General features: G+C 58.7%; 22 protein-coding genes. 16 read left to right on the top strand and 6 right to left on the bottom strand.

Features of this window, described 5'->3' with window-relative positions; genetic code table 11:
• Positions 1–270 precede the first annotated feature (270 nt).
• The 3 genes from ACOZ42_RS04380 to ACOZ42_RS04370 are packed head-to-tail and all read right to left on the bottom strand — an operon-like array spanning position 271 to position 3,591.
• The gene (locus ACOZ42_RS04380) at positions 271–1,131 is read right to left on the bottom strand and encodes an undecaprenyl-diphosphate phosphatase (RefSeq protein WP_003802649.1); all 861 of its coding nucleotides are present in this window, start codon (positions 1,129–1,131) and stop codon (positions 271–273) included.
• A gap of 26 nt (positions 1,132–1,157) precedes the next feature.
• Entirely contained in the window at positions 1,158–2,741 is a 1,584-nt protein-coding gene (locus tag ACOZ42_RS04375; RefSeq protein ID WP_003802650.1) for a TerC family protein, read from the bottom strand.
• 58 nt (positions 2,742–2,799) lie between these two features.
• Positions 2,800–3,591, bottom strand: coding sequence for an inositol monophosphatase family protein (locus tag ACOZ42_RS04370; protein WP_003802652.1), 792 nt, complete (start codon positions 3,589–3,591; stop codon positions 2,800–2,802).
• 108 nt (positions 3,592–3,699) lie between these two features.
• On the opposite strand from ACOZ42_RS04370, the gene ACOZ42_RS04365 reads away from it, so the two are divergent.
• From ACOZ42_RS04365 to ACOZ42_RS04315, 11 genes are all read left to right on the top strand, one after another.
• Positions 3,700–4,548 carry an RNA methyltransferase gene (locus ACOZ42_RS04365; protein WP_003802655.1) on the top strand — a complete coding sequence of 283 codons (849 nt, stop codon included), beginning with the start codon at positions 3,700–3,702 and terminating at the stop codon, positions 4,546–4,548.
• Between the two features lie 144 nt (positions 4,549–4,692).
• Complete coding sequence (locus ACOZ42_RS04360; RefSeq protein ID WP_003802658.1) at positions 4,693–5,463, top strand: IclR family transcriptional regulator; 771 nt, start codon at positions 4,693–4,695, stop codon at positions 5,461–5,463.
• A gap of 510 nt (positions 5,464–5,973) precedes the next feature.
• Positions 5,974–7,383, top strand: coding sequence for a short-chain fatty acid transporter (locus ACOZ42_RS04355; RefSeq protein WP_003802659.1), 1,410 nt, complete (start codon positions 5,974–5,976; stop codon positions 7,381–7,383).
• Positions 7,384–7,392: 9 nt separating this feature from the next.
• Positions 7,393–8,673 carry an amidase gene (locus tag ACOZ42_RS04350; RefSeq protein WP_131071378.1) on the top strand — a complete coding sequence of 427 codons (1,281 nt, stop codon included), beginning with the start codon at positions 7,393–7,395 and terminating at the stop codon, positions 8,671–8,673.
• 58 nt (positions 8,674–8,731) lie between these two features.
• Positions 8,732–10,414 (top strand): malonate decarboxylase subunit alpha, encoded by a 1,683-nt coding sequence (gene mdcA / locus ACOZ42_RS04345; RefSeq protein ID WP_426345585.1) that lies wholly within the window; start codon positions 8,732–8,734, stop codon positions 10,412–10,414.
• 34 nt (positions 10,415–10,448) lie between these two features.
• Positions 10,449–10,799 carry a malonate decarboxylase acyl carrier protein gene (gene mdcC, locus ACOZ42_RS04340; RefSeq protein WP_003802665.1) on the top strand — a complete coding sequence of 117 codons (351 nt, stop codon included), beginning with the start codon at positions 10,449–10,451 and terminating at the stop codon, positions 10,797–10,799.
• A complete protein-coding gene (locus ACOZ42_RS04335) occupies positions 10,796–11,698 on the top strand; it encodes a biotin-independent malonate decarboxylase subunit beta (RefSeq protein WP_003802667.1) in 903 nt (300 codons plus the stop codon). The genes mdcC and ACOZ42_RS04335 overlap by 4 nt, the downstream gene beginning before the upstream one ends.
• A complete protein-coding gene (gene mdcE, locus ACOZ42_RS04330; protein ID WP_059318748.1) occupies positions 11,695–12,408 on the top strand; it encodes a biotin-independent malonate decarboxylase subunit gamma in 714 nt (237 codons plus the stop codon). The genes ACOZ42_RS04335 and mdcE overlap by 4 nt, the downstream gene beginning before the upstream one ends.
• On the top strand, positions 12,408–13,112 hold the full coding sequence (gene mdcG / locus ACOZ42_RS04325) for a malonate decarboxylase holo-[acyl-carrier-protein] synthase (RefSeq protein WP_059318747.1): 705 nt from the start codon (positions 12,408–12,410) through the stop codon (positions 13,110–13,112). Before mdcE ends, mdcG begins: the two co-directional genes overlap by 1 nt.
• The gene (locus ACOZ42_RS04320) at positions 13,102–14,064 is read left to right on the top strand and encodes a triphosphoribosyl-dephospho-CoA synthase (RefSeq protein WP_426345584.1); all 963 of its coding nucleotides are present in this window, start codon (positions 13,102–13,104) and stop codon (positions 14,062–14,064) included. The genes mdcG and ACOZ42_RS04320 overlap by 11 nt, the downstream gene beginning before the upstream one ends.
• 2 nt (positions 14,065–14,066) lie before the next feature.
• Entirely contained in the window at positions 14,067–14,993 is a 927-nt protein-coding gene (locus ACOZ42_RS04315; RefSeq protein WP_426345583.1) for an acyltransferase domain-containing protein, read from the top strand.
• Between the two features lie 122 nt (positions 14,994–15,115).
• Here the strand turns inward: ACOZ42_RS04315 and ACOZ42_RS04310 are convergent, their stop codons facing one another.
• The 3 genes from ACOZ42_RS04310 to ACOZ42_RS04300 all read right to left on the bottom strand — a co-directional run bounded on the left by ACOZ42_RS04310 (position 15,116) and on the right by ACOZ42_RS04300 (position 18,206).
• A complete protein-coding gene (locus ACOZ42_RS04310) occupies positions 15,116–16,048 on the bottom strand; it encodes a LysR substrate-binding domain-containing protein (RefSeq protein ID WP_059318812.1) in 933 nt (310 codons plus the stop codon).
• A gap of 207 nt (positions 16,049–16,255) precedes the next feature.
• Entirely contained in the window at positions 16,256–17,068 is an 813-nt protein-coding gene (locus ACOZ42_RS04305) for a mechanosensitive ion channel family protein (protein ID WP_039943581.1), read from the bottom strand.
• 526 nt (positions 17,069–17,594) lie between these two features.
• Positions 17,595–18,206: a class I SAM-dependent methyltransferase gene (locus tag ACOZ42_RS04300; RefSeq protein WP_059318745.1), complete on the bottom strand. Its 612-nt coding sequence runs from the start codon at positions 18,204–18,206 to the stop codon at positions 17,595–17,597.
• Between the two features lie 88 nt (positions 18,207–18,294).
• Between ACOZ42_RS04300 and ACOZ42_RS04295 the strand changes: the two genes are divergently transcribed.
• The 5 genes from ACOZ42_RS04295 (at position 18,295) to ACOZ42_RS04275 (ending at position 25,167) form a co-directional block, all read left to right on the top strand.
• Positions 18,295–19,293 (top strand): LLM class flavin-dependent oxidoreductase, encoded by a 999-nt coding sequence (locus ACOZ42_RS04295; RefSeq protein WP_219235754.1) that lies wholly within the window; start codon positions 18,295–18,297, stop codon positions 19,291–19,293.
• Positions 19,290–20,201, top strand: coding sequence for a LysR substrate-binding domain-containing protein (locus ACOZ42_RS04290; protein WP_131071372.1), 912 nt, complete (start codon positions 19,290–19,292; stop codon positions 20,199–20,201). Before ACOZ42_RS04295 ends, ACOZ42_RS04290 begins: the two co-directional genes overlap by 4 nt.
• A gap of 90 nt (positions 20,202–20,291) precedes the next feature.
• Entirely contained in the window at positions 20,292–21,308 is a 1,017-nt protein-coding gene (locus ACOZ42_RS04285) for a Bug family tripartite tricarboxylate transporter substrate binding protein (RefSeq protein WP_426345582.1), read from the top strand.
• Complete coding sequence (locus ACOZ42_RS04280; protein ID WP_426345581.1) at positions 21,305–22,912, top strand: gamma-glutamyltransferase family protein; 1,608 nt, start codon at positions 21,305–21,307, stop codon at positions 22,910–22,912. Before ACOZ42_RS04285 ends, ACOZ42_RS04280 begins: the two co-directional genes overlap by 4 nt.
• Positions 22,913–23,322: 410 nt before the next feature.
• Entirely contained in the window at positions 23,323–25,167 is a 1,845-nt protein-coding gene (locus ACOZ42_RS04275; protein WP_003802689.1) for an ABC transporter ATP-binding protein, read from the top strand.
• Positions 25,168–25,189: the final 22 nt, after the last annotated feature.

Genomic DNA, 25,189 nt, shown 5'->3' with positions numbered 1-25,189 from the left:
CCAAGACAAGTCATGCCAGACCAAACAACGGGCGACAAACCCGCTATTTGCTAACAAACCCTTGAACACAATAGTCACCAAAAACGTGCCTATCAAGTTGGTACATCGCTAGATAAGCGGACAGACAGACAGACCGATAAATAGATAGATAAGTAGGTAGGTAAAGTAGGTGTGTGCAAAGACGACATTGACCGAGCCTCCCTGAAAAGAAAAATCCCCGCTGGCCAACAAGCCAAACGGGGATTTCAAAACATCTTAGGCGGCAAAGGTCTACGTCATCAGCCACACAAACAATACCCCGCCCAACGCAATCCGATACCAGGCAAAAGGACGATAAGTACGGCTGGACACAAAACGCAGCACGGCTTTCACTAGAAACAGTGCGCTAAAGAAGGCAGCCACAAAGCCCACGATAATTGCGGTGCTCTGGTCCGAACTTAAAGACGCGCCGTTGCGGTACAAGTCATAAACCGTGGCAGCCAACATGGTTGGCATCGCCAGGAAGAAAGAAAACTCCGTGGCCGTCTTGCGCTGAATACCGGCCAGCATGCCACCAATAATCGTCGCCCCCGAACGCGAAGTACCGGGCACCATGGCAATACACTGAGCGAAACCCACCACCAAAGCCTGCTTCCAGGTGATCTCCTCCAGGGCAAAGGCCGTGGCCTTTTGCGAGGTGGCGGTTTCACCCTGATCCAGCTCAGAGGTATTTTTTGCGTACTGCGGCTTGCGCTCGACCCACAGCATCAATAACCCCCCCAATACCAGCGTGAACACAAACACAATCTGGTGATGGAACAAGGCTTTCACGTACTGAATCGTCAAGGCACCAATAACAGCGGCAGGTAAAAAGGCGATCAGCAGATTGCGCGTGAACATCAGCTCCGTGCGATCACCGCGCAAGGTCCCCATAATCAGCTGAATCAGGCGGGCGCGAAAAATCCAGATAACCGCCAGGATCGAACCGAACTGAATCACGACCTCGAACACCTTGGCATCGCCCGAGGAAAAATCAATCCAGGACCCCAGAATCAACAAATGCGCGGTACTGGAGACAGGAATGAATTCCGTTATGCCTTCAACAATCCCCAGAAACAGGGCTTTCAACAAATAGAGAGTTTGCTCGGTCATGTTGTGTCAATCAACGCCAATAAAAATTAAGTGTTCAAGAACGGATCAATTTGTTCTTCATCGTAGGGCAGACGCTCCAGGCTGACTTGGGAAATGCGACGCCCTTCCAGCTCTTGAACCTTGAAGCGATACACGGCATCGCGTTGCTCAAGCTCACAGACATCACCCACCTTGGGCAATTGTCCGAAACGTGTCAGAAGGTAGCCCGCCAGGGTCGCATACTCTTCCTGCTCATCGACCAGGCCGTCTACACCCAGCATCTGCTCCAGATGATGCAAGTCCGTCGAGCCATCCAGCAACCAATGATCCTGGGACTCCTGAACAATATCGGGACTTTCATCTTCGCTGGGAAAGTCGCCCGCAATCGCCTCGAAAATATCCAGCGGCGTCACCAGCCCTTCAATCGTCCCAAACTCGTCGGTCACCATAACCAGTTGGCCACGGCTTTGCTTGATGGTTTCCATCAGATCCAAAATTCCGATGGATTCATACACAAACACCGGCTGACGCAACTGGTCCAGACGGATATGACCATGAATCAGCAAATCTGCCAGTAACTCTTTGCTTCGACCGATGCCAATCACCTCATCGAGCGAACCACGGCACACAGGCACCATGCTGTGAGGCTCCTGTGTCATTTTCTCGCGAAGGACCTGGACATCGTCCTGAATGTTGACCCAGGTAATGGCATTGCGTGGCGTCATGACCGAATGGACGGTTCGCTCGGACAAGGTGAGCACGCCACTGACCATATTGCGCTCTTCCTGACCGAACACGGTCTGCGCTGCCACACCCGGCAGATCGGGACCGATCGCCGCATCGCCCGAGTCCGGACGCTTACCCAGCATGCGCAGCACCGCCTCGGCCGTGCGCTCGCGCATCGGACGCCCCGCTTGCAACAGACGCAGCTTGCGACGCGCCAACTGGTTGAACATTTCGATCAGGATGGAAAAGGAAATGGCTGCATACAGGTAACCCTTGGGTACATGTACGCCAAAACCTTCGACCAGCAGCGAAAAACCAATCATGAGCAAAAAGCCCAGGCACAGGATCACCACCGTCGGACGGCTATTGATATAGGCGGTCAGCGGCTTGGAGGCCACCAGCATGATGCCAATGGCGATGACCACAGCAGCCATCATGATGGGCAAATGCTCGACCATGCCCACCGCGGTAATGACCGCATCCAGGGAGAACACGGCATCGAGCACCACGATCTGCGCCACAATGACCCAGAAACTGGCATACATGCGCGAGCCGGAGGCATGCGCGCTGCGGTTTTCGATACGCTCGTGCAGTTCCAGCGTACCTTTGAGCAAGAGAAAGAATCCGCCCACGATCATGATCAGGTCTCGACCTGAAAAAGCCAGACCCATGACAGAGACCAGAGGGTCTGTCAGTTGCACCAGGTGAGACATCACGGTCAGCAGGCCAAGACGCATCAGCAAGGCCAATGACAGACCCAGCACACGCGCCCGGTCACGCTGTGCCGGCGGCAGCTTGTCCACCAGAATTGCAATGAACACCAGATTATCGATGCCCAGAACAATTTCCAGAATTACCAGTGTGAGCAACCCAACCCAGACGGTCGGGTCCATCAACCACTCCATCTCAGCTCCTTGGCGCTGTGATTAAAAGAACACCCCGGCGATGCCGGGGTCTAGGTTCTTAATCTTGCAGGTGCGACAGCATCTGAATAAAGATCTTCGGACTGGCGGCAATCACATTTCCTGTTTCTTTCCAGGTTTGTTCGCCCTCAAAGTCGCCCACCAGGCCCCCGGCTTCGGTAACCAGCAAGGTGCCCGCAGCCAGGTCCCAGGATTTGAGGTTGACGGCACAAAAACCATCCAGACGACCTGCCGCCACATAGGCCAGATCCAGAACCGTTGCCCCCATGCGACGCACGGCGGCGCAATCGGCCAGCATGTCGGCGAACGGAGACGTGGGTTTTACACCCGCGCCCGAATCGGGAACGTGCGCACCGATCAGGGCATCGTGATAACGGGTCTGGCCCGAGACACGGATACGACGATCATTCAGGAAGGCACCGCCCCCCCGGCTGGCTGTAAACAATTCGTTGCGGTTGGTATCGTAAATAACGGCGTGGGCAGCCTGGCCACGGTGCATCAGCGCAATCGATATCGCGTAGCACGGAAAACCGTGGATAAAGTTGGTGGTGCCATCGAGCGGATCAATAATCCACTGGTACTCGGGAGTGCCTTCACCTGCAGGCTCCAGCGGTGGGCGCTCGCCCGTTTCCTCACCGATAAAACCGTGATCGGGATAGGCTTCGCTCAACACTTCAATGATGGCTTCCTCTGCTGCGCGATCCACTTCCGTGACATAATCTTTAGGGCCTTTACGCGCAACCGACAGGTGCTGGAGGTCCAGACTGGCGCGAGAGATAATGGTGCCGGCACGGCGAGCCGCCTTGATGGCGGTATTGAGCATCGGGTGCATGGAAATTCCGTTTTTTTAACAATAATTGAGCCTGCCTGGCGTGCCCTGTCGCAGGGCAAAATCGCATGGGCAGACACAGGAAGCGTAGCTTCAAAGTAGCTATTTTAAATGACTCAGACGCAAGCATCGGCATTTGATGATAATTTTCACCGGGTTCGCTTCATTATGGTGCAACCCAGCCACCCTGGAAACGTGGGCGCAGCGGCCCGTGCGATCAAAACCATGGGCTTTGGCGACTTATGTCTGGTCGATCCGCTGGACCCGGACGTTGTACAAAACCCTCAGGCCATCTCGCTGGCCAGCGGCGCCCTGGACGTTTTGGAACAAGCAAGTATCGTTCCCACCCTGGCTCATGCGCTGGAACCGGTCACCCTGGCGTTTGCCCTGACCGCCCGCCCCCGCTATCTGGGCCCCCCGGCTGCCGATATTCGCCAGACCGCCGAACTGAGCCGCGAACACCTGCGTCAACACGCCGGTACGGTGGCCATCGTGCTGGGCACTGAGCGTGTCGGACTGACCAACGATCATATCAGCCAGTGCCAGTACGTCTGCCACATTCCGGCCAACCCCCAGTACAGCTCACTGAATGTTGCCCAGGCACTGCAACTGGCTGCCTGGGAGTTGCGTTACGCCTTGCTGGCCGAAAGCGGCGCCCCCCTCTTGCCCCACACCGAGGGCAAGGTGGACCCTGGCAAAGCGCTGGCTACCCAGGCCAAAGTGCAAGCCCTGATGCAGCATTGGGAACAGGCCATTGAAAGCGTCAAATTCCTGGACCCCAAGCATCCCAAAAAACTGGTCCCCCGCATGCAGCATTTGTTTGGACGCGCGCAACTGAGCCTGGACGAGGTGGATATGTTGCGGGGCCTGTGTACCGCCATGATCAAGACCGCCAGAGCAGCGGGGCACCCCATCCCCGAGCAACGCAAAGAGGAATCCGCCGGTCCCGAGCAGCGCTGATTGCGCCACGGCTGCCGTCGCTCCCGCCTGCCCGCTGCACGCAGCGGGCATTTGCTTTATTGAACGATCACACAGTGGACACTTTCCGAGCTGGCGTATATTCTTAGCAGGTTACGTTTTGGTAAACATCGGCCGTTTTCAAGCATGAATACTCCAGAGACCGTAGAACCGCAGGATCAGGCCGGGCCGCGCACCTTGCAACGCGGCCTGCTGGTGCTCAAGACTTTGCAGAACCATCAAGGCAAAGGACTGAGCGTCACCGATCTATCGCGTGCCACCCAATTGCAGCGTCCCACGATCTACCGCCTATTGGCCGCCCTGATCGATCACGGGCTGGTGCAAAACAGCAGTCACAGCCGCCGCTACAGCGCCACACGTCAGGACCAGGGCTTGTTTGGCATGGACCCCAGGGTCACCATCATGCAACCCATCATGCAGGAGCTGGCGCAGCTGACGGGGGATGCTGTTTTTCTGGTGGGACGCGATGGCGACGATTCGGTCAGCTTGTGGCGTGAAATCGGCCCCTATCCGGTGCAGATACTGGCGACTTATGTGGGCAAACGTCAGCCTCTGGGAGTGGGCTCAGGCGGCATGGCCTATCTGGCCACACTGGGAGACGAGGCAATCGAGCAGATCATCGAACGCAACGCCAATCAACTGGATCAGTATGGGGGCATGACCCAACGGGAGATGCGCCAACTGGTCACCAACACCCGGATTCGCGGCTACTCGGTGGTCGGCAATTACGCCGTTCGCGGCGCTCTGGGAGTAGGTTGTGCGCTCTGCGATCACAAAGGCCGGCCCATTTTGGCCATGAGCGTGACCGCCATTACCGAACGCATGCCCGCACCGCGTCAGAAAGAGATCGCCGGTCTGTTGCGCGATGCACTGGATTCAGTCGCTGACAAATTTTAAGGAAAGAAGCGGGTACCGCTTTCTTTCCTTCGCGCCGGGCTTTCCAGCCTAGCCGCCCCTTTTCGCCCCCCGCTGACTACGACCCTTTAAAGCTCTGAGCCCCTGCGCTCCCTGGTCATCCACTCATCCAGCCCCTTGCGGGCCTGGACATCTGATCGTCTGATCCGTTCGTTTTCGCTAAATATCCTCTCTGCACAAATCCGAGCCGCTTTATATCTAAAGCAACTGCTTGGCTCTGCGCTAACCCTGTTTTCCCCTAGGGTTAACGCGGCATCGTTTCACCCTGCGTAAATAAAGCGACATTTACTTTATTGATCCACGCCCAAGCCTGTCGCTATCTTGTCAGCACAACGATAAGCCCACCAAGGGCACACCCAAAAGAGGAAAGCGAGATGCAGGCAACCGTCCCGACCCAGCTGCACGTGCTGGCGAAACGGTGCATCACGCAACCCTACCCCTTAGCCGACCCACTAGCCAGGTCGGGGAGACAAAAACAAGGATAAGTTCATCATGAACACCACTGCTACCCTCACGGCCAAGCCCAGGCCGAACTTGCTGACACGCTTTACCAACATCTGCGTGCGTTACGTAGAAAAATGGATGCCTGACCCGTATCTGTTCGCCGTCATTCTGAGTTTGCTGGTTGTCGGTTTAATCGCCCTGTTTGTAGACGGCGCCACCCCTGGAGGAATGGTGGATGCCTGGTACCGTGGAGTATGGGGGCCGAAAAGCATTTTCACCTTTGCCCTGCAAATGGTGTTGATTTTGGTGACCGGCTATACGCTTGCCGAAGCGCCGCCCTTAAAACGCGCCATTATCTGGCTGGCCTCTCGTGCCCGCAATCAGGTTGAAGGTGCGCTGCTGTGCTTTGCCGTAGGTTCCCTCTTTTGCCTGCTGAACTGGGGCCTGGGCCTGGTTGCCGGCGCTCTGGTCGCGCGTCAGGTCGCCCGCCGTCTGCCTCACGTGCACTTTGGCTATCTGATTGCCTCGGGCTATATGGGCTATTTACTCTGGACTCAAGGGCTCTCCAGCTCGATTGCGCTGGCCAATACCGACCCCAACAGCCCGATCAATGTTATCCACCAGTTGACCAACATGACGGTGCCTTTCAGCCTGACCATCTTTCAGCCCTACAGCTGGATTCCGGTGCTGGCCCTGATCATCCTGCTATTTCTGACGATCTGGCGCATGGAACCCGACCATGCCTTGCCGCCCGACCCGGCCGTCTTTGCCGATATTGAGAAAGACCTGCCCAAAACCAAGGCTAGCACTCCGGCTGAAAAGCTGGAAAACCTGTGGATTCTGAATGTGCTGTTCTTTGCCGCGGGTATGTACTACTTCGTGCGCAGCGGTTTTGCGTTGAACATCTCCTCCATGATCATGCTGTTTACCGTTACGGGTGCCCTGCTGCACTGGACGCCTATCCGCTTTATCAAGTCCTTTGTCGAGTCCGCCAAAACGGCTGGCCCGCTGATTCTGCAATACCCGCTGTATGGCGGCATTATGGGCTTGCTGGCCTATATCCCCATGGAAGGCGGCCGCGCCCTGGAAGAAATCCTGTCCTCCGCGCTGGTCACCGGGGCCAATGAATACACCCTGCCCTTCCTGACCTTTATCGCCTCCATCATCATCTCGCTGTTTGTCCCTTCCGGTGGCGGACACTGGGGAGTGCAAGGCCCCATCGCCGTGCAGTCAGCTCTGGCCATCGGTCAGGACAGCCCTGCCTATCTGGGCCTGATGTCCATGGCCGTGGCGTTTGGCGAAGCCGTTGCCAATATGATCCAACCCTTCTGGCTCTTGCCCGTGCTGGCCATCGCACGCTTGAATGTGCGGCAGGTCATGGGCTTTACCGTCGTGGCTTTTCTGATTGGCACCGTCGTGTTGACGATTGCTATTCTTATTGCTCCTTTCACGATCTGAGGTCATGCCATGTCTGTGAATGAGTTCGCCACCCGAAACACGACATCCAGCCAGCAGGCGGCGGAAGCTGCTCTTGCCCGCTACGAACAAACCGAGGATCTGATCCAGGCTTTTGCCCATCTGGACAAGGAGCAGGTACGGCGCCTGGCCCGGGAGCAGGAAAACCGTAGCGGCCCTTTGAAGGGGCTGCTCATCGGCATCAAGGACCTGATCAATACGGCCGATGCGCCGGCCACTTACGGGTCACCCATTTACCGGGACAACCGGCCCAGTGAGGACGCGCCCATCGTGCAAGCTCTTCGCGCGGCCGCTGCGGTGCCCTTTGGGAAAACCGTGACCACGGAATTCGCTCTGTTCCATCCCCCCAAGACCCGCAACCCCTGGAATCCGGATCACACGCCCGGCGGCTCATCATCAGGCTCGGCCGCCGCCGTAGCGGCCAATGTGGTGCCTGTGGCCTTGGGTACCCAAACCGCCGGCTCTGTCGTGCGCCCTGCCGCCTTTTGCGGTATCTACGGCTTCAAGCCCAGCTTTGGGGTCCTGCCCAGCAACGGCCTGAAAACGATCAGTCCCTCGTTGGACACCGTGGGAATCCTGGGCCAGCGCCTGGAAGATATACAGCGCGTGTTCAATGTGCTGCGCACCAGCCCGGAAATCACATCCAGCCTGTTGCAAGCCCCCTTGCGTCTGAGTTTTTTACAGACCCCGTGGTGGGAGGAACTATCAGACGATCTGCGGGACCGACTCAAGGCGGTGATAGCCCATCTGAGCGCCAACGACGGCCAGTTTGAGATCCAACGTAACGGTAAGGACAGCCTGTTTGGTGAGCTGACTCATGCACAACAGGCCATCATGGGCGCTGAAGTGCTGATTCATTTAGGCCATGAGCGCCAGCACCATCTTGAGCTGCTGTCACCCGCTTTGCAGGCCTATCTGGACCGGTGTGCGCAGACTCGGCCGGCTGAACTGATTCAGGCCCAAGGCCTGGTCAATCAGCTCAAGCGCCAGCCCGAGCTGATCTTCGGCGATGCAGATTTGATCCTGAGCGCCTCGGCCTTGGGCGAAGCCCCTACACGTGAGACGACGGGCGATCCGGTGCTGTGTCGGGCCTGGACAGCGTTGGGCATTCCATGTCTGAACATGCCCATTGGCTTTGGCCGCCAGGGGCTTCCCTTGGGCCTGCAACTGGCCGCCCGGCCCGGGCAGGATGACCTGCTGCTGGAAGCAGCCACTCGCATCGCCCATCACCTGGGCACCCGCTCCATCGCGCTGCCTGAGCTGCGTTCGTGACACTTCAGGCAACAGGCTTTAAAGAAACACATCGACAGAGGTATGACAGGGAAACCTAATGACGGACAGCAACTGGAATCTTAAGAATCAAGCGCGCCAGCAACGACTGCAACGCGCCAGCCGAGCACTGGCAGACTCGCTGCAAGGCAAACTGTGCAGCACAGATAAAGCCAGCTTATTGCTGGAAGCCGTCTTGCAGGCAGGCGATCGTGTATGTCTGGAAGGCAACAACCAGAAACAAGCCGATTTTCTGGCTGACGCGTTGGTGGGGGTCGATCCCACACAGATTCATGACCTGCACATGGTGCAATCCGTGCTGGCCTTGCCCCAGCATCTGGATGTGTTTGAAAAAGGCATCGCCAGCCGCCTGGACTTCAGCTTTTCGGGCCCGCAAGGTGCACGCCTGGCCCGGCTGGCATCGGCAGGGCGACTGAACATCGGTGCTATTCATACTTATCTGGAGTTGTTTGCGCGTTACTTTGTCGATTTGACTCCGAATGTGGCGCTCATCGCCGCTCAGACCGCCGATGAGCACGGCAATCTATACACCGGTCCCAATACCGAGGACACCCCCGCCATTGTGGAAGCCACCGCTTTTTCGGGCGGCATTGTGATTGCTCAGGTCAATGAGCTGGTCAATAGCAAGACCACGCGCCTGCCTCGCGTGGACATCCCCGCAGATTGGGTGAACTTCGTCATCCCGGCCCCGCGCCCCCACTTTATCGAACCGCTGTTTACCCGCGACCCGGCGCAGATCAGCGAAATACAGGTCTTGATGGCCATGATGGCGATCAAGGGCATCTACGCGGAATACGGCGTGCAGCGCCTGAACCACGGCATCGGTTTTGACACCGCCGCCATCGAGTTGCTCTTGCCCACCTACGGTCAATCGCTGGGCCTGAAAGGCAAGATTTGCCAGCACTGGGCCTTGAATCCGCATCCTGCCCTGATCCCCGCGATTGAGGCTGGCTGGGTGCAATCCGTGCATTCCTTTGGTTCCGAGCTTGGCATGGAAAATTACTTGCGCGCCCGCTCCGATGTGTTCTTCACTGGTCCCGATGGCAGCATGCGCAGCAATCGTGCTTTTTGTCAGGCAGCGGGTCACTATGCCTGCGATCTGTTCATCGGCTCCACCTTGCAGATCGATCTGCAGGGCAATAGCTCCACCGCCACGCTGGGCCGCATTGCCGGTTTTGGTGGCGCACCGAATATGGGGGCCGATGCCCGTGGCCGGCGCCACGCCAGCCCCGCCTGGCTCAAAGCAGGTCAACAAGCCCGCGCAGGACGCCAGGGGGCGGCCGGTACGCCGCGAGGCCAAAAGCTGGTGGTGCAGATTGTGGAAACGTTCCGCGAACACATGACGCCGGCCTTTGTGGACACCCTGGATGCCTGGACCCTGCAGGAGCAGACCGGCATGGATCTGCCCCCCATCATGGTGTATGGCGAGGATGTCACCCACATCCTGACCGAAGAAGGCATTGCCAACCTGTTGCTGTGCCGGAGCGACGAAGAACGCGAGCAGGCCATACGCGGCGTAGCCGGGTATACGCCCGTAGGCCTGGGCCGCGATGTGCGCATGGTGGAAAACCTGCGCGACCGCGGCATCATCCGGCGACCGCAGGATTTAGGCATAGACCCACGTCAGGCCACTCGCAATCTATTGGCCGCACGCAGCATGCGGGATCTGGTTGACGCCTCGGGCGGCCTGTATCAGCCCCCGGCGCGCTTTCGTAATTGGTAAGGGCCCGCACCGCTATTTGCATTAGGAGATCACGATGACTCAGCATCCTCACGGCCTGGAGACCCTGGCCTACCGTTTTCAGGGGCAAGAGCCCATTGGCCCCTTCCAGCCCGTGCTGATTGGCGTCGTGGGTTCGGGCAATCTGGAAGTACTGGCCGAACCCAAGGACAGCCCCGACTGCACTATTCACATTCATACCTCAGCACGAGGGTTTTCCGCCATCTGGGATGCCGTGGTACGGGACTTTCACCAGCGTCATCCGCTGGCCGGCATTCACTTTGACATCAACGATATGGGAGCCACCCCGGCCGTGGTCAGCCTGCGTCTGGATCAGGCCGCCAGCGAAGCGCTGGCACGTAGCCAAGCACAAGGAACACAGTCATGAGCAGTTATCTGGAATGTTCTGCCCGCCAGCGCGTCCAGACTCTGTTTGACGCGAACAGCTTTCATGAGTGGTTGCCCCCGGCGCAACGCATCAGCAGCCCGCACCTGGCTCAGTTGGGCGTCCCCTCCTCTTTTGATGATGGTGTGGCCATCGGCCATGCCTTGCTGGAAGGGCAGACCGTTTATGTGGCAGCGCAAGAAGGCGAGTTCATGGGCGGTGGTGTGGGCGAAGTCCACGGCGCCAAGCTGGTGGGCCTGCTGCGTCGTGCCATGATCGACCGCCCTGCTGGCGTAGTGCTGCTACTGGAGTCCGGCGGTGTGCGCTTGCACGAAGCCAATGCGGGTTTGATCGCCGTGTCGGAAGTGATGCGCGCCCTGCTGGATACCCGCAATGCCGGGGTGCCGGTGATTGCCCTGGTAGGCGGGCAAAACGGTTGTTTTGGCGGCATGGGCATAGTGGCTCGCTGCACCAATCACCTCATCATGAGTGATGTAGGCCGTCTGGCCATGTCCGGCCCCGAAGTCATTGAAGCTTCACACGGTGTGGAGGAATACGACTCCAAAGACCGTGCGCTGGTCTGGCAGACCAGTGGCGGGAAACATCGCTGGCTGACCGCCGATTGCGACGACCTTGTGCCTGACACTGTGACAGCTTTCCGTGCTGCCGCCGTGCAAGGATTGAAAAAACCAGCCCGTGGCCCCGTCACCGTGGAAGAACTGGAACAGGAACACCAGATGCTGGCCCATCGCACCGCCTTGCTGCCTGTCGAACAATGGGAGCACACGGAGAACCAGGCTCGCCACTTATGGCAGGCGCTGGGTTTGAAGCACAGCGATCAAGTCGGGCAGATGGATGCCGCGGCCGTCAAAGCATTACGCAGCCAGGAGGCGCTGTCATGAAATGGGAAGCACTGGTGAAATCGCTGTTCGATACGCAGCACACCATCACCGAACAGGATTTATTTTTACAGGGGACAGCCGAGTTTGAGGGTCAAACACTGAACGTTATTGGAACCACCGAACACGCGCCTATTGGCGTATCCCTGGCTTTGACCCAGGCTCAGGCGGTGCTGGACACCATCAGGCACCATCCTGGCCGCAGTCTGCTGCTCTTGGTCGATACCCAAGGCCAGCAACTGCGCCGCCGCGATGAGCTGCTGGGTATCAACCGCGCCATGGCCCATTTGGGCATGTGTCTGGATCTGGCCCGACGCAAAGGTCACAAAGTCATTGGACTGGTCTATGACCAGGCACTTTCAGGCGGATTCATCACCTCCGGGCTGATTGCCGACGCCTGCTATGCCGTACCCGAGGCCGAGATTCGCGTCATGCGCATTCCCGCCATGGCCCGCGTCACCAAGCTGCCCGAAGCCCTGCTGGAAGAACTGGCACAGTCCAATCCGGTTTTTGCGCCCGGCGTAGACAACTATGTGGCCATGGGGGGTATTCAGGCTGTCTGGGACAACCGTTCGCCTGAGCATCTGCGTGCGTCATTGCGTGCGGCACTGGCCCAGTCCGATCACCAGGATCGCCGTGCCAGTGATGGCGCCCAACGCGGTGGTCGCCGTCTGGCGGCCCAGATCATTGACCAAGTCTTGCAGGCATCCTGATGACCGCACCACTGCCCGCTCGCCGTCACCATCTGATTACGCTGGACAGCCCAGCCTGGGATCAGGTGCTGGCGGATCTGGAGCCAAGCAGCCACGCCAGTCTGAGCCTGCAGCAATGGCAGGCCCGAGGCTGGCCGCTGGTAGTCAGCCGTCAGCCAGGTGAACTGCGTCACGGGCAGCTGCAAGTGGGCATTCCGTTACCGACCGATTGGGGACGGCAACGTCTGTCCCTGATTGTTCCCCAGGCGCGGAGCCTGGCCTGGGGCTGTTTCCCCCCCGCCCATGAAGCCCAAACCTTGCTGCTGGTTTCCTTGGCGCAAGACTGGCTGAGCTTATGCCAGCAGATGCAGGCACACGGCTGCACAGCTCAGGTTTATGGCAGTTATGGCTGGGAGCTGATCACGGGGCAAGGTTATGTGCGTGAAGGCTCGGACCTGGATTTGCTGCTGCCCGTGCAGTGCGCCACGCAGGCCGATCGTCTGGTGCAGCTCTTGCATGCGGCCAGCGAATGGCCGGGTTTGCCCCGTCTGGATGGCGAGCTGCTGTTTCCGGATGACGCCGCCATCGCCTGGCGTGAATGGCAGCAATGGCGCAGTGGTGCCAGCAGCAAAGTCATGATCAAACACACGCATGGTTTACGTATTCAGGCGCACTCGGACTGGCCTGAGCACGCCCCTGCCCTGGAGTCTTCTCATGCTGCTTGATGCCATTGAAACAAGGGTATGGGCGCCCCCACCGACGCCCCCTGAGCTCATGGACCCATCCCCTTCCTGGCGTTGTGCGGACATAGGCCGGGCGGCTGTTCTGGCGCTGTATGACGAGCTGATTCTGGCCCCCAAGCCGGGACTGGTTTCCTTGCTCGACAGCGGCAGCCATGACGATATGGACGCCAGCACCTTCTACCGCAGTCTGTTCGCTCTGCGCCACTATTTTTCTGACATGGCAGCCCTGGGCCAACAGCGTGCTCCCTTTTGCCAACTGCAAACTCGCGGGATGGCAGCGGAGGCTCGCATGCTGGCGGCAACCGCCGGCATCAATACGCACCGTGGAGCCATCTTCATGCTCGGCCTGCTGTGTGCAGCCGCAGGCGCCTGCCTTCCTTTTCGCGCCCTGACTCCCGCCACGATTCGGGACCAACTTCAAACATTATGGGGGGCAGCTTTACAGGCCCGCAGCCAGCAAACCTCGTCCGCACTGCCGGGTGGACAAGCGGTACGCCGCTATGGTTTACAGGGCGCGAACCAGGAAGCCGCCCAAGGATTTCCCACCTTGTTTGAAACGGCCTGGCCCGCCTGGCAAGCCGCTGTCAACCTCTTGTCTCCGCACAGCGCACCTATTACCGATCAGCAATTGCAGACCGTGGGTTTGCATACTTTCTTTTCGGTGATGGCGGTCCTTGACGATAGCAATCTGGCCCATCGTGGCGGACTGGAGGGGCTGCACTACGCGCGCCGCTGCGCCGCACAGTATTTGCACGCAGGCAGCGCATTTACCCCGGATGCGGTGCAACGCGCCCAAACCTTGCATCACGCCTTTATGCAGCGCCGTCTGTCCCCTGGAGGCGCTGCCGATACCTTGTCGGCCTGCTATTGGCTGGACCGCCTGCAAGCCACGGCTCCCGGCCGTGCACGCCAACGTCGCCCTACTGGAGTCTGACCATGAAAATCGCCCTGCTGTTTTCCGGGCAAGGCATGCAATACGCGGACATGCTGCCCTGGCTCAAGCCAACCCATCCCTTGCTGCTGCAGATGCAGGATCAGTTGCACGTTGCCGATTGGCGCAGCGCCATGCGCGATGCCAATTGGGCGAGCACCAACGCCCATGCCCAGGTCGTCCTGACAGCCTGCGCCTTGGCCGCCTGGCAGCAATTGCAGGAACGCGTCCCTGCCCTGCAGGCGCCCAGCCCTTGTCTGGCTGCCGTGGCTGGCTACAGCATTGGCGAACTGGCAGCTGCATGCGTCGCGGGAGTGCTCTCCAGCAGCGACACGGTCACACTGGCCGGACAACGAGCCGCCCTCATGGATCAGGCCGGGGCCGGACAAGACAGCAGCATGCTGGCGATCAGTGGGGTTTCCATTCGGTCAATTGAACAATGGTGCCAGGCACAAGGCGCTGCCCTGGCCATACGCAATGGTCCCGAGAGCGCCGTCTGTGCGGGGCCACGCGACAAACTTTCGGCCCTGGAAACATTCGCTCAAGAACAGGGGGCGCGTTGCACGCCCTTGGCCGTGACTATTGCATCCCATACCCATTGGATGAGCAGCGCCGCTCACGCCTTTCACGAGCAGCTAAACCAAAGTGGGCTGGCGGCCCCCAATGTGCCTTGGCCAAGCAATGCCGGTGTGTGGGTACACAGCGCGGCAAGTGCGGCCCACGCCTTGGCAGCGCAACTGATGCAGACCGTGCAATGGGATGCCTGCATGGAACAGATTGAAGAACGTCAGCCCGATGTGGTGTTGGAAATCGGCCCAGGGCGCAGCCTGGCGACCCTGTGGAACCAACGCTATCCCGATATCCCTGCACGCTGCGTGGATGAATTCCAAACCCTGGATGGCGTGCAACGCTGGATGTCCAGACGGGCCTGACTGTCAGTTGCAGCACCAGGTGTACTCCTGCCCTGGCAGACTCGCTGGGGGCTTGAGCTGAGCATCTGGAAGCGGCAGCCCCTCCCTCCTGACCGAGCTCCAGCAAGGCCATCGCGTTCCTATCAAACCGGCTTGTGCCCTTCTTTCTCCAGTTGATTGCGCACAATACGGCACGCCCGCAGCACACTCAACACATTGGGGCTGCGTTCGCGCGACTTCATGCAAACCAGACCAATCCGCTGCGAATGCCGATACGGCCACTCCAGGCTTAACCACTGGATCTTGTCAGAAAACACCTCTTTGGCACGGGCAGGCAATAGAGAGCATCCCACCCCGCCGCTGATAAGACTCATCAACGAAAAGATGTCGCCGGTACGCATCACAATCTCGGGCTCGAACCCGGCCTTGGCCATCATGCGCTGCATATCACGCCCAGTGGCAAAATCATCGCTCAACGATACAAAACGCTCTTTGGAACACCGCGCCAAATCCACGACCGACCCTTGCGCACCGTGCCAGCCCAGCGGCGCGGCAAACATCAGCTCGTCATCAAAGATTGGCAGTAACTCCAGATCGGGCTGAGCCTGCGGAAGTTCGATCAGGGCGGCATCAATATGACCACTGCGCAACTTTTGCAGCAGCTTTTCATTGGAGTCCAGCACCAGATCGATCTGCAACAACGGCTTGTGTATCTTCAGCTCCACCAACAGGCGAGGAACGAGCCGGATTGTCAGTGAATACATGGAGCCAATGCGCAGTTGATCCGAGGAGTAGCCCCCGGCCTCACGCGCGGCATCAATACCCTGCTGCAAGGTGCGTATGGTTTCTTTGGCTGCCTCGGCCAGCTCACGGGCGGAGTCCTGAGGTACCAGATTACGCCCCTCCTGCAAGAACAAGGGGCACCGCAAGCCTTCTTCCAGGCTTTTCAATGCCCGATGAACACTGACCGCACTGGTACCCAACTGGTCCGCCGCACGGGAAATCGTGCCAGCCTCCAAAAAGGCCAACAAAACTTCCAAACGTCGTACCGTAATTTTTTCGTCGATCAGAAACATCGTGGGGCAGCGATAGGGGTAGCGTTCAGGCAAAGCGTACAGTATGGAGGAAGCGCTCTCTGCCTCCAATGCAGGCTAACCCGAAAAAAAACCCCAAGCTGCTGATCGCAAGGCTTGGGGCATTTTTGCTGCTATCTGCAACCACACTAGACGTGGCTATCCTGACCACTGAAACGGCTCGATATCCGGCCTCGGCGGCCATCCGGCTCAGGCCGCTTTTTTATCGCCGCCCGATTGCACGATTTCCCGTACGGGAACCGGGGTTTGCAAACCAGCTTCATTCAGCACTTGAATCGCGCGACGGAACAAGTGAAAGCGGGTATCCCAGAAGTCAGCGGCACTGATCCAGGCACGCAGATTGACCGTAATGACGCTATCCTTGTACTCCATAACCATCACTTGAGGGGCCGGGTCCTTCAAAACCTTGTCGTTTTCGTCCAGCAGGTTTTGCAGCAACTTCAAGGCCAGATCCAGGTCGTCACCGTACCGGACACCCACACCAAAATCCAGACGACGAGTCGTATTGCGGCTGTAATTGATGATGGGATTGCCCCAGATCAGACTGTTGGGCAACGTAAACTGAATGCCATCGACCTGCTCGAAGCGGGTCAAGAACAAGCCCACTTCCTGTACCGTACCATCCCCTTTGCCCACAACCGACACGAACTCACCCGCACGCAAAGGGCGCAGCATCAACAACATGATGCCAGCGGCAATGTTTTGCAGGGTGTTCTGCAGGGCCAAACCCACTGCCAGGCCAGCCGCACCCAGCACCGCAATAATGCTGGCTGTCTGGACGCCAAAGCGTGCCAGCACCGCAATCAGTACAAAAATACGGATCGTCCAGACCGTGACCGACTGGGCCATAGGCACGATGGTGGGGTCCACACGGGGGGAGCTGGCTGCCATTCGCTTGATGGCCCGGCCGGCAACGGCTGACAGCCACCAGCCAATAATCAGAATCAACAACGCGATCACGACGTTAAGCCCAATCGCGACCACAGCGGGAAATTCTGTCATCCAGACTTGCAATTTTTCCACGTTTCACTCTCCTGAAGAAAATGGCAAAGAACCGAAGGGACTGGCCGCTAAAGGTCAACATTGCTCGTGTGCATCATAGCCTTGAGACTGAGGGGAACCCAAGCTGCTCAAACGCGTGATCTTATCCACGAAAACTGTGGATAGCTCGTAGGAAAAACTGGGCAAATCAGAAAAACCGTTCGTAGTATCAGCCACTTAAAACGGGCGGGCAGAAAACGGCCAAATGCCTCAACACCCGCAATCTTATCCCCATAAAATGTGGACAAGTCACAGGATAAACCGTGAATCAGTGCATTTATCTAAACAATTTCAACAACTTAACAAACCCGATCAGAGAATCGACAATTCTTTACCATTTTTTTCCCCGGACCTGGTCCTTCATGCTATCGATCGGCTTATCCACAAAAGATGTGCATAAAAATAGGGAAAACCCCTGTATTAACCAAAAAACCTATTACAAAACAAAAAGATAGGTAGCCAGGTCAGGGATTCACCATTTGGCTGCTTAGGAGACCGGCACGCGCCACAAAGACGCCAGCCAATGTTGCTCCTGAGGCGGCTTGTCCGTGGGGCGGTAAAAGTGATGGATATACTCAAAACCTGCATGCTCCAGGCGCTGCGCCCACTGCTCCCAACTGTAGTAACACCCATAGCGCTGTCCATTCCAGCCTTCTTGCCCCTGACCGCGCGGATTGGAAGAAAACAGCACGCCACCGGGTCGCAGACTGTGCCGCAAGCTTGTCAGCACAGCCGGTAGCTGCGCACTGGGTATGTGAAATAACACGGCATTGGCAAACACGCCGTCAAACGCGGCGGCGGGCAATTTCAAATCCAGGATATCCTGATGCAGTACCGTCAGACCGGTTTGCTGGCGCGCCATCTCGACAAAGGCGGCGCACCCATCCAGTCCCACAGGTCGGTGACCCATGGCCTGAAATGCCACCAGATCACGGCCGGGTCCACAACCCAGATCCAGAATATCCACCGGCCCGGCTGCGCCGATGGCGGCCAGCAAAGCGTCCCGGTTCTGGCTGACATCATGGTCCCAGGTGCCATCACGGTACGCCTGCGCATGGTCCTGATAATGATTGACGGTGCGACGACTGGTCTCTTTCATCTGAACATCCTTGCCTGTGTTATGGGTTTACTTGACGCTACCTAACGATGGATCGACTATATCCTGAGTCCAATTTGAATCTGATGCCATGAAGCCAAGCTATCCGCTCTCCGTCCTAGACCTGTCCCCTATTGTGCAGGGCTCCACTGCAGCGCAGTCTTTCCGCAGTTCTGCCGATCTTGCCCGCCATGCCGAGCAGTGGGGCTATCACCGTTACTGGCTGGCTGAACACCACGGCATGCCCGGTATCGCCAGCGCCGCTACGGCGGTACTGATCGGCCATATTGCCGGCCAGACCAGCCGCATTCGGGTCGGGGCTGGCGGCATCATGCTGCCCAATCACTCTCCGCTGGTGATCGCCGAACAGTTTGGGACCTTGGCCAGCCTGTACCCGGGCCGGATTGATCTGGGCCTGGGCCGCGCGCCCGGCTCAGACCCCGAAACCGCTCGCGCCTTGCGCCGCAATCTGAGCAGCGACCCGGACCAGTTCCCTCGCGATGTGCTCGAGCTGATGGACTATATGTCTGACGAGCCCCGCAACCGCATCATGGCCGTGCCAGGTCGTGGCCTGAACGTGCCGGTCTGGATTCTGGGCTCCAGCCTGTTTGGTGCTCAGTTGGCGGCCGCGCTGGGTTTGCCCTATGCCTTTGCGTCGCATTTTGCGCCTGCCCAGTTGATGGATGCTATTGAGGTTTACCGCCGTCAGTTCCAGCCGTCGATCCATCTGGAGAAACCGTACATCATGCTGGGCTACAACGTCTTTGCCGCCGACACCGAAGACGAAGCCAAGTTGCTGGCCTCCTCCTGGCAGCAGTCTTTTGTGAACCTGCGCAGCGGTCGTCCGGGCCAGTTGCCGCCGCCCGTGCGTGACTACTACGAGCAATGCAGCCCACCCGCACAGCATCTTCTGGACTCCCTGCTCAGTTGTACGGCCATTGGCAATCCGGCGCAAGTGCTTGAACAGATGAAAGGTTTCATCGAACTGACGGGCGCCAACGAGCTGATGATCAACGCCAATATCTTTGACCACAACAAGCGCTTGCGCTCCTACGAGATTGCCGCCCAGTTGCGCGGCAGTCTGGTATGAACCCACGTCATCTCCAAGAGACCGCACTGCGCTACTTTCAGGAAGTGGCGCGCTGTGGCTCTATCTCGCAGGCGGCCAGCAATCTGTATGTCGCCACCTCGGCCATCAGCCGTCAGATCAGCGGGCTGGAAACAAACCTGGGCATGGCCCTGTTCGAACGCCATGCCCGTGGCATGAGCCTGACAGCGGCGGGCGAGCTTTTGCTGGCTCATGCCCGCCGCAGTGCTCTGGACGCCGAGCGCACCCTGCACGATATTGCCGCCCTGCAAGGCCTGCAAACCGGCCTGATACGGATTGCGTCCTCTGAAGGACTGGCCGCTCAGCTCCTGCCTCAATGCATCGCGCAATTCCGTGAAAAGCATCAAGGCATACGTTTTCAGCTGGACGTGTTGCCCCCACAACGTATCACCATGCTGCTCCTGAGCGGGCAAATTGATATCGGCATCAAATTTACGCAGACGGCCGAGAAAGATATTAAAACGCTGTTTCGACGCGATGCCCCTGTCATGGCCCTGGCCGTTCCCGGGCACCCGGTCACCCGGACAGAACGCATCAGTCTGAAAAGCCTTCTGGCCCACCCTTTGGCCTTGCCCGGGCCCGACACCACAGTGCGGCAAATGATGGACGTGGCATGCAGCGCGCAAAACCTCAGCCTGGACCCCGTATTCAGCAGCAACCACATGCAGTCTCTGCATCAATTTGCCTTGTCCGGCGCAGGCGTGACCGTGTCGGCTTTGCTCTCGGCGCGTCACCTGATTGAGCAAGGTTTGCTGCAAGCCAGTTTCATCCATGAACGCGGCTTGCTGAACCGTCAAATTGAAGTGCAGGCCCTGGCTGGCCGCCGCTTACCCTCTATTGTTCGCCGCTTTCTGGATGAGTTGCTGCCACAGCTTGAAATCGCGCCTTAAGGCTTGCCGAAATAGCAACGCTGGCCTGCTTATTTGTTGCTGGTTCGGCATCATCGCCTTTCCTATCATCTCTTGATTGAGGAGATAGCCATGACCCGACCCAGCACCGAACCCTTACCCGCGCCGCGCCGTTCCTGGCGGCGGCTTGTCCAGTCTTTTGCAGGCGCCCTGTTGGCGAGCAGCGCCCTGGTCGCGCACGCCAGTGATTGGCCCGAGCGCCCCATTCGCCTGATTGTGCCTTTCCCCACGGGGGGCGCCACCGATGTCATCAGCCGCCTGATTGCCGAGAGCGCCGCCAAAGAGCTGAACACCAACTTTGTGGTGGACAATCGAACGGGCGCAGGCGGGACCATTGGCTCTGGCGAGGTAGCCCGCAGCAAGCCCGATGGCTACACCCTCTTGTTCACCACCAGCAGCACCCACGCGATTGCTCCGCACCTGTACAAGTCCCTGCCCTACGATGCAGAGAAAGACTTCACGCCCATCGCCCACTTGGGCGATGCCGCCAGCGTCTTATTGGTGAACCCGTCCGTACCCGCACAAACGCTGCCAGAGCTGATTGATTACGCCCGCGCCCATCCTGATGAGTTGAACTACGCCAGCAGCGGCAACGGCACGATTGTGCATCTGGGCACCGAAGCCTTCTTGAATCAGGCCAATATCGTCATGTCCCACGTTCCTTACCGTGGCACCGGTCAAGGCATTAACGATATGCTGGGTGGCTCCATCCATGTTTTACTGGATGCGATCCCCACGGGGATGCCCTATGTGAAAAGTGGTCAGTTGCGCGCTCTGGCCGTCACCGGTCCACAGCGCTCGCCGCTGGCTCCCGATTTACCCACCTTTCAGGAGTCGGGGCTGCCGGGCTACGAGTCGGTAACCTGGTTCGGGCTGTATGCACCGGCAGGCCTGCCCGACGACATCCGTGATAAAGCCTATCAAGCTTTTGCACATGCCATTCAGGACCCCAACGTGCGCTCGCGCCTGCAAACCCTAGGCGTGGACCAACCTCGCAGCACCAGCCGGGAAGATTTTATTGCCCTGGTACGCGAAGACAGCGCACGCTGGCAAAGCCTGATTAAATTGACTGGAATACAGATTCAATGAATACCACTGACAAAGGCATGGACTGGCACAACCCTTACCCGTCCGCCCGCTCTGCCGTACTTGGCCAGAACATGGTCAGCACCTCCCATCCCCTGGCTGCGCAAGCAGGACTGCGCATGTTGCAAGCCGGGGGCAACGCGGTCGATGCGGCTCTGGCTGCCGCCATTACCCTGACCGTGGTGGAACCCACTGGTTGTGGCATAGGCAGTGACGCCTTTGCCATCGTCTGGGACGGCAAAGAACTGCATGGCCTGAACGCTTCCGGACGTTCGCCCCGAGGCTGGTCGCCGGATCGATTCAAAGACCACACGGCCATGCCCGACAAAGGCTGGGAAAGCGTCTCCGTGCCCGGTGCCGTCTCTGCCTGGGCCGAGCTGTCCAGCAAGCTGGGGCGCCTGAGCCTGGAGCAGGTTGCCGCCCCGGCGATTCATTATGCCCGTGACGGCTTTCCTGTCTCACCCGTGATTGCCCGCTTGTGGGAACTGGGCCGTCAACGCCTGGGCGATCAGCCCGGTTTTGCCGAGGCTTTTTTACGCGATGGCAAAGCCCCCGTTGCCGGACAGTGGTACCAGAATCCGGACCAGGCCAACACGCTGGAGCGTATTGCCGCCACCCAGGGTCGGGACTTCTATACCGGCGAGCTGGCCAAACGCATTGCCGACTTTTCCCGCCAGCATGGCGGCGCCATGGACGAACAGGATCTGGCCGAGCACCGTGCCCACTGGTGCGGCACCATCAGCCATCCGTTTGCGCAATCCGTCATTCATGAAATTCCACCGAACGGCCAAGGCCTTGCCGCGCTGATGGCGCTGGGCATCATGGAGCAGGCAGGCATCGGTCAGCAGCCACTGGATCACATTGATACGGTGCATTTGAGCATTGAGGCCATGAAACTGGCCTTTGCCGATCTATACGAACACCACGCAGATCTGGAGCACATGATTCATCATCCAGAGCATTTGCTGGACCCGGCCTATCTGCGCGAGCGTGCGGCCCTGATTCAAATGGACCGGGCAGGGGACCCCAAGCATGGCCTGCCCGGTCCCTCTGGCACAGTCTATGTCACCGCCGCGGACTCCAGCGGCATGATGGTCTCCCTGATCCAGTCCAACTACATGGGTTTTGGGTCCGGCGTAGTCGTGCCAGGTACCGGCATCAGCCTGCAGAACCGAGGCCATGGGTTTAGCCTGCGCCCTGGACACGTGAATCAGGTTGCCGGTGGCAAGCGCCCCTCGCACACCATCATTCCAGCCTTTGCCATGAATGCCGACGGCACGCCACAAATGTCCTTTGGCGTGATGGGCGGCCCCTTCCAGTCCCAAGGCCACATGCAAATGGCCTTACGGGTCTTGCTGTACCGCCAAAATCCGCAAGCCGCAGCCGATGCGCCTCGCTGGCGCGTCACCGGTGGGCGAGGCGTGGCGGTGGAACCCACATTCGATCCCGCTTTGGTTCAGGCTCTGCGTGAACGTGGTCATGAGGTGCTGGTCGAACCAGGCAGTGGTGTCTTTGCCTTTGGCGGTGCGCAGTTGATTCTGCGTCAGGGCAATCACTACGTGGGCGGCTCCGACCCGCGTAAAGACGGCCAGGTGGTGGCCTACTAAGTCCACCTCCCTGCCAGAGCGCGCAACCGCTCTCTGATTGGGGTCTGGATGATCTTATTCAGACCCCAAACCCCGCTTGGTCTTCGTCTCTCATTCGTCAAACCGCAGACCGGAGCAGGGCTACCTGCGTCAAGACCCTATCCCTTCGGCCTCCCACAACACCCCGCAAGGCTCGGCAAGCAGCCACTCACTACCCAAGCGGGCTCACGCACCACCCATCAGAAAAACGTACACCGTGGTCAAGATCTAACACCCCCCGGACACAAAAACTGTGTTTTTATCAGGTTTTCATCCGTGACACAGAATGACTGCTGTACCATCAAAAAATCGCCGCCCTCTTACCCAAAGGGCGGCTTTTCATCTGTCCAAACGGCTTGTCATCCCTGAAGCCGTCCGCTGGAGCCCCTTCGGTGCTGTCATTTTTTGAACGTCGATTAAATCCCTATCCCGAACAGCAGGTCGCCCCGCCCCCAAAAGGATTTTTCCCCTTCATCTGGGCCTGCACGAAACATTCCCGCGCCTGGATTGGCTTGATGACGCTGACCTCGATCGGCTTATCGGCCTACGAGGCCATGCTGTTTGCCCTGCTCAGCTATATCGTGGACTGGCTGCCCTCCATCGAACCGGCCCAGTTCTGGAACCAGCACGGCAGCACGCTTCTGGGCATTGCCGCCATCCTGCTGAGCAGCGTGGTCCTGATCAGTCTGCATACCGTAGTCATGCATCAGGTGCTGGCCATCAACTTTCCCATGCGCCTGCGCTGGCTGTTTCATAAGCTGATGCTTAACCAGAGCATGTCCTTTTACGCGGACGAATTTGCAGGTCGCATCACGACCAAAATCATGCAAACCGCTCTGGCAGTGCGTGAGACCCTGTTCATGGCTGTGGAAGTGGTCGTGGGCATGAGCGCCTACCTGATCGGCATTTTGATTCTGGCCGGCAGTTTTGACCGTCTGCTGATTCTGCCCTTCCTGTTCTGGCTGGTGGGCTATGCACTGGCCTGTGTGTTTTTTGTACCCCGCCTGGGTAAAGTGGGCGCCGAGCAGGCTGATGCCCGAGCGCTGATGACAGGACGCATCACCGACGCCTACACCAACATCAACACCGTCAAGCTGTTTGCCCATACGCGCCGCGAAGCGGACCATGCCAAAAACGCGATGCGTCGTTTCCAGGAAACCGGCCACGCCCAGATGCGCCTGATCAGCCTGTTTGAGGTGAGCAACCATGTGCTGGCCACCCTCTTGCTGATCAGCTCGGCGGGCCTGGCCCTTTACCTGTGGTCGATAGACCAGTCCAGCGCGGGTGTGGTGGCGGCTGTCATCGCCATGGCTTTGCGCCTTTCGGGGCATTCACACTGGCTCATGTGGGAGCTGACCAACCTGTTCGAGAACGTGGGCACGATTCAGGACGGCATCAATACCTTGACGCAAAAGCCCACGGTGGTAGATGCGCCCGATGCCAAGCCCTTGCGGATCGGGCAAGGCCGAATCGAGTTTCAGGATGTCAGCTTTGCCTACCGCGATAAAAGCCGCCAGGTGATTGACAAGCTCAATCTGGTGATCCAGCCAGGCGAACGGGTAGGCCTGATCGGGCGTTCTGGCGCAGGCAAATCCACCCTGGTCAATCTGCTATTACGGTTTCATGATGTGGACAGCGGCACCATCCGCATTGACGGCCAGGACATCGCCCACGTCACGCAAGACAGCCTGCGGGCCGCCATTGGCATGGTCACGCAGGACACTTCCCTGCTGCACCGTTCCATGCGCGACAACATTTTGTATGGCCGCCCTGAGGCCAGCGACGAGCTCCTGCACAAGGCGGTAGAACGTGCAGCTGCGGCCGACTTCATCTCGCAGCTGCATGACCGTGAAGGTCGTCAGGGTCTGGACGCCCATGTAGGCGAACGCGGTGTGAAACTGTCCGGTGGCCAGCGGCAGCGCGTCGCCATTGCCCGGGTCATGCTCAAAGACGCACCCATCCTGTTACTGGATGAGGCCACCAGCGCCCTGGATTCCGAGGTAGAAGCGGCGATTCAGGAAAGCCTCAATACCCTGATGCACGGCAAGACGGTGATCGCCATTGCCCACCGCCTGTCTACCATTGCGGCGCTGGACCGACTGATCGTGCTGGATCAGGGTCGCATCATCGAACAGGGCAGCCACCAGGAGCTGCTGCAAAAGGGAGGCCTGTACGCTCGTTTGTGGACACATCAAAGCGGAGGGTTTCTGGGGGAGAGTCGCCAGCAGGATGATTAAAAGGTGTCACTTGCTTGCAAAA

The organism is Alcaligenes sp. HNGD-HTN06, assembly GCF_049932565.1.
In the GTDB taxonomy this organism is placed as follows: Bacteria; Pseudomonadota; Gammaproteobacteria; order Burkholderiales; family Burkholderiaceae_B; genus Alcaligenes; species Alcaligenes ammonioxydans.
This window is presented reverse-complemented; position numbering and strand designations above follow the sequence as displayed.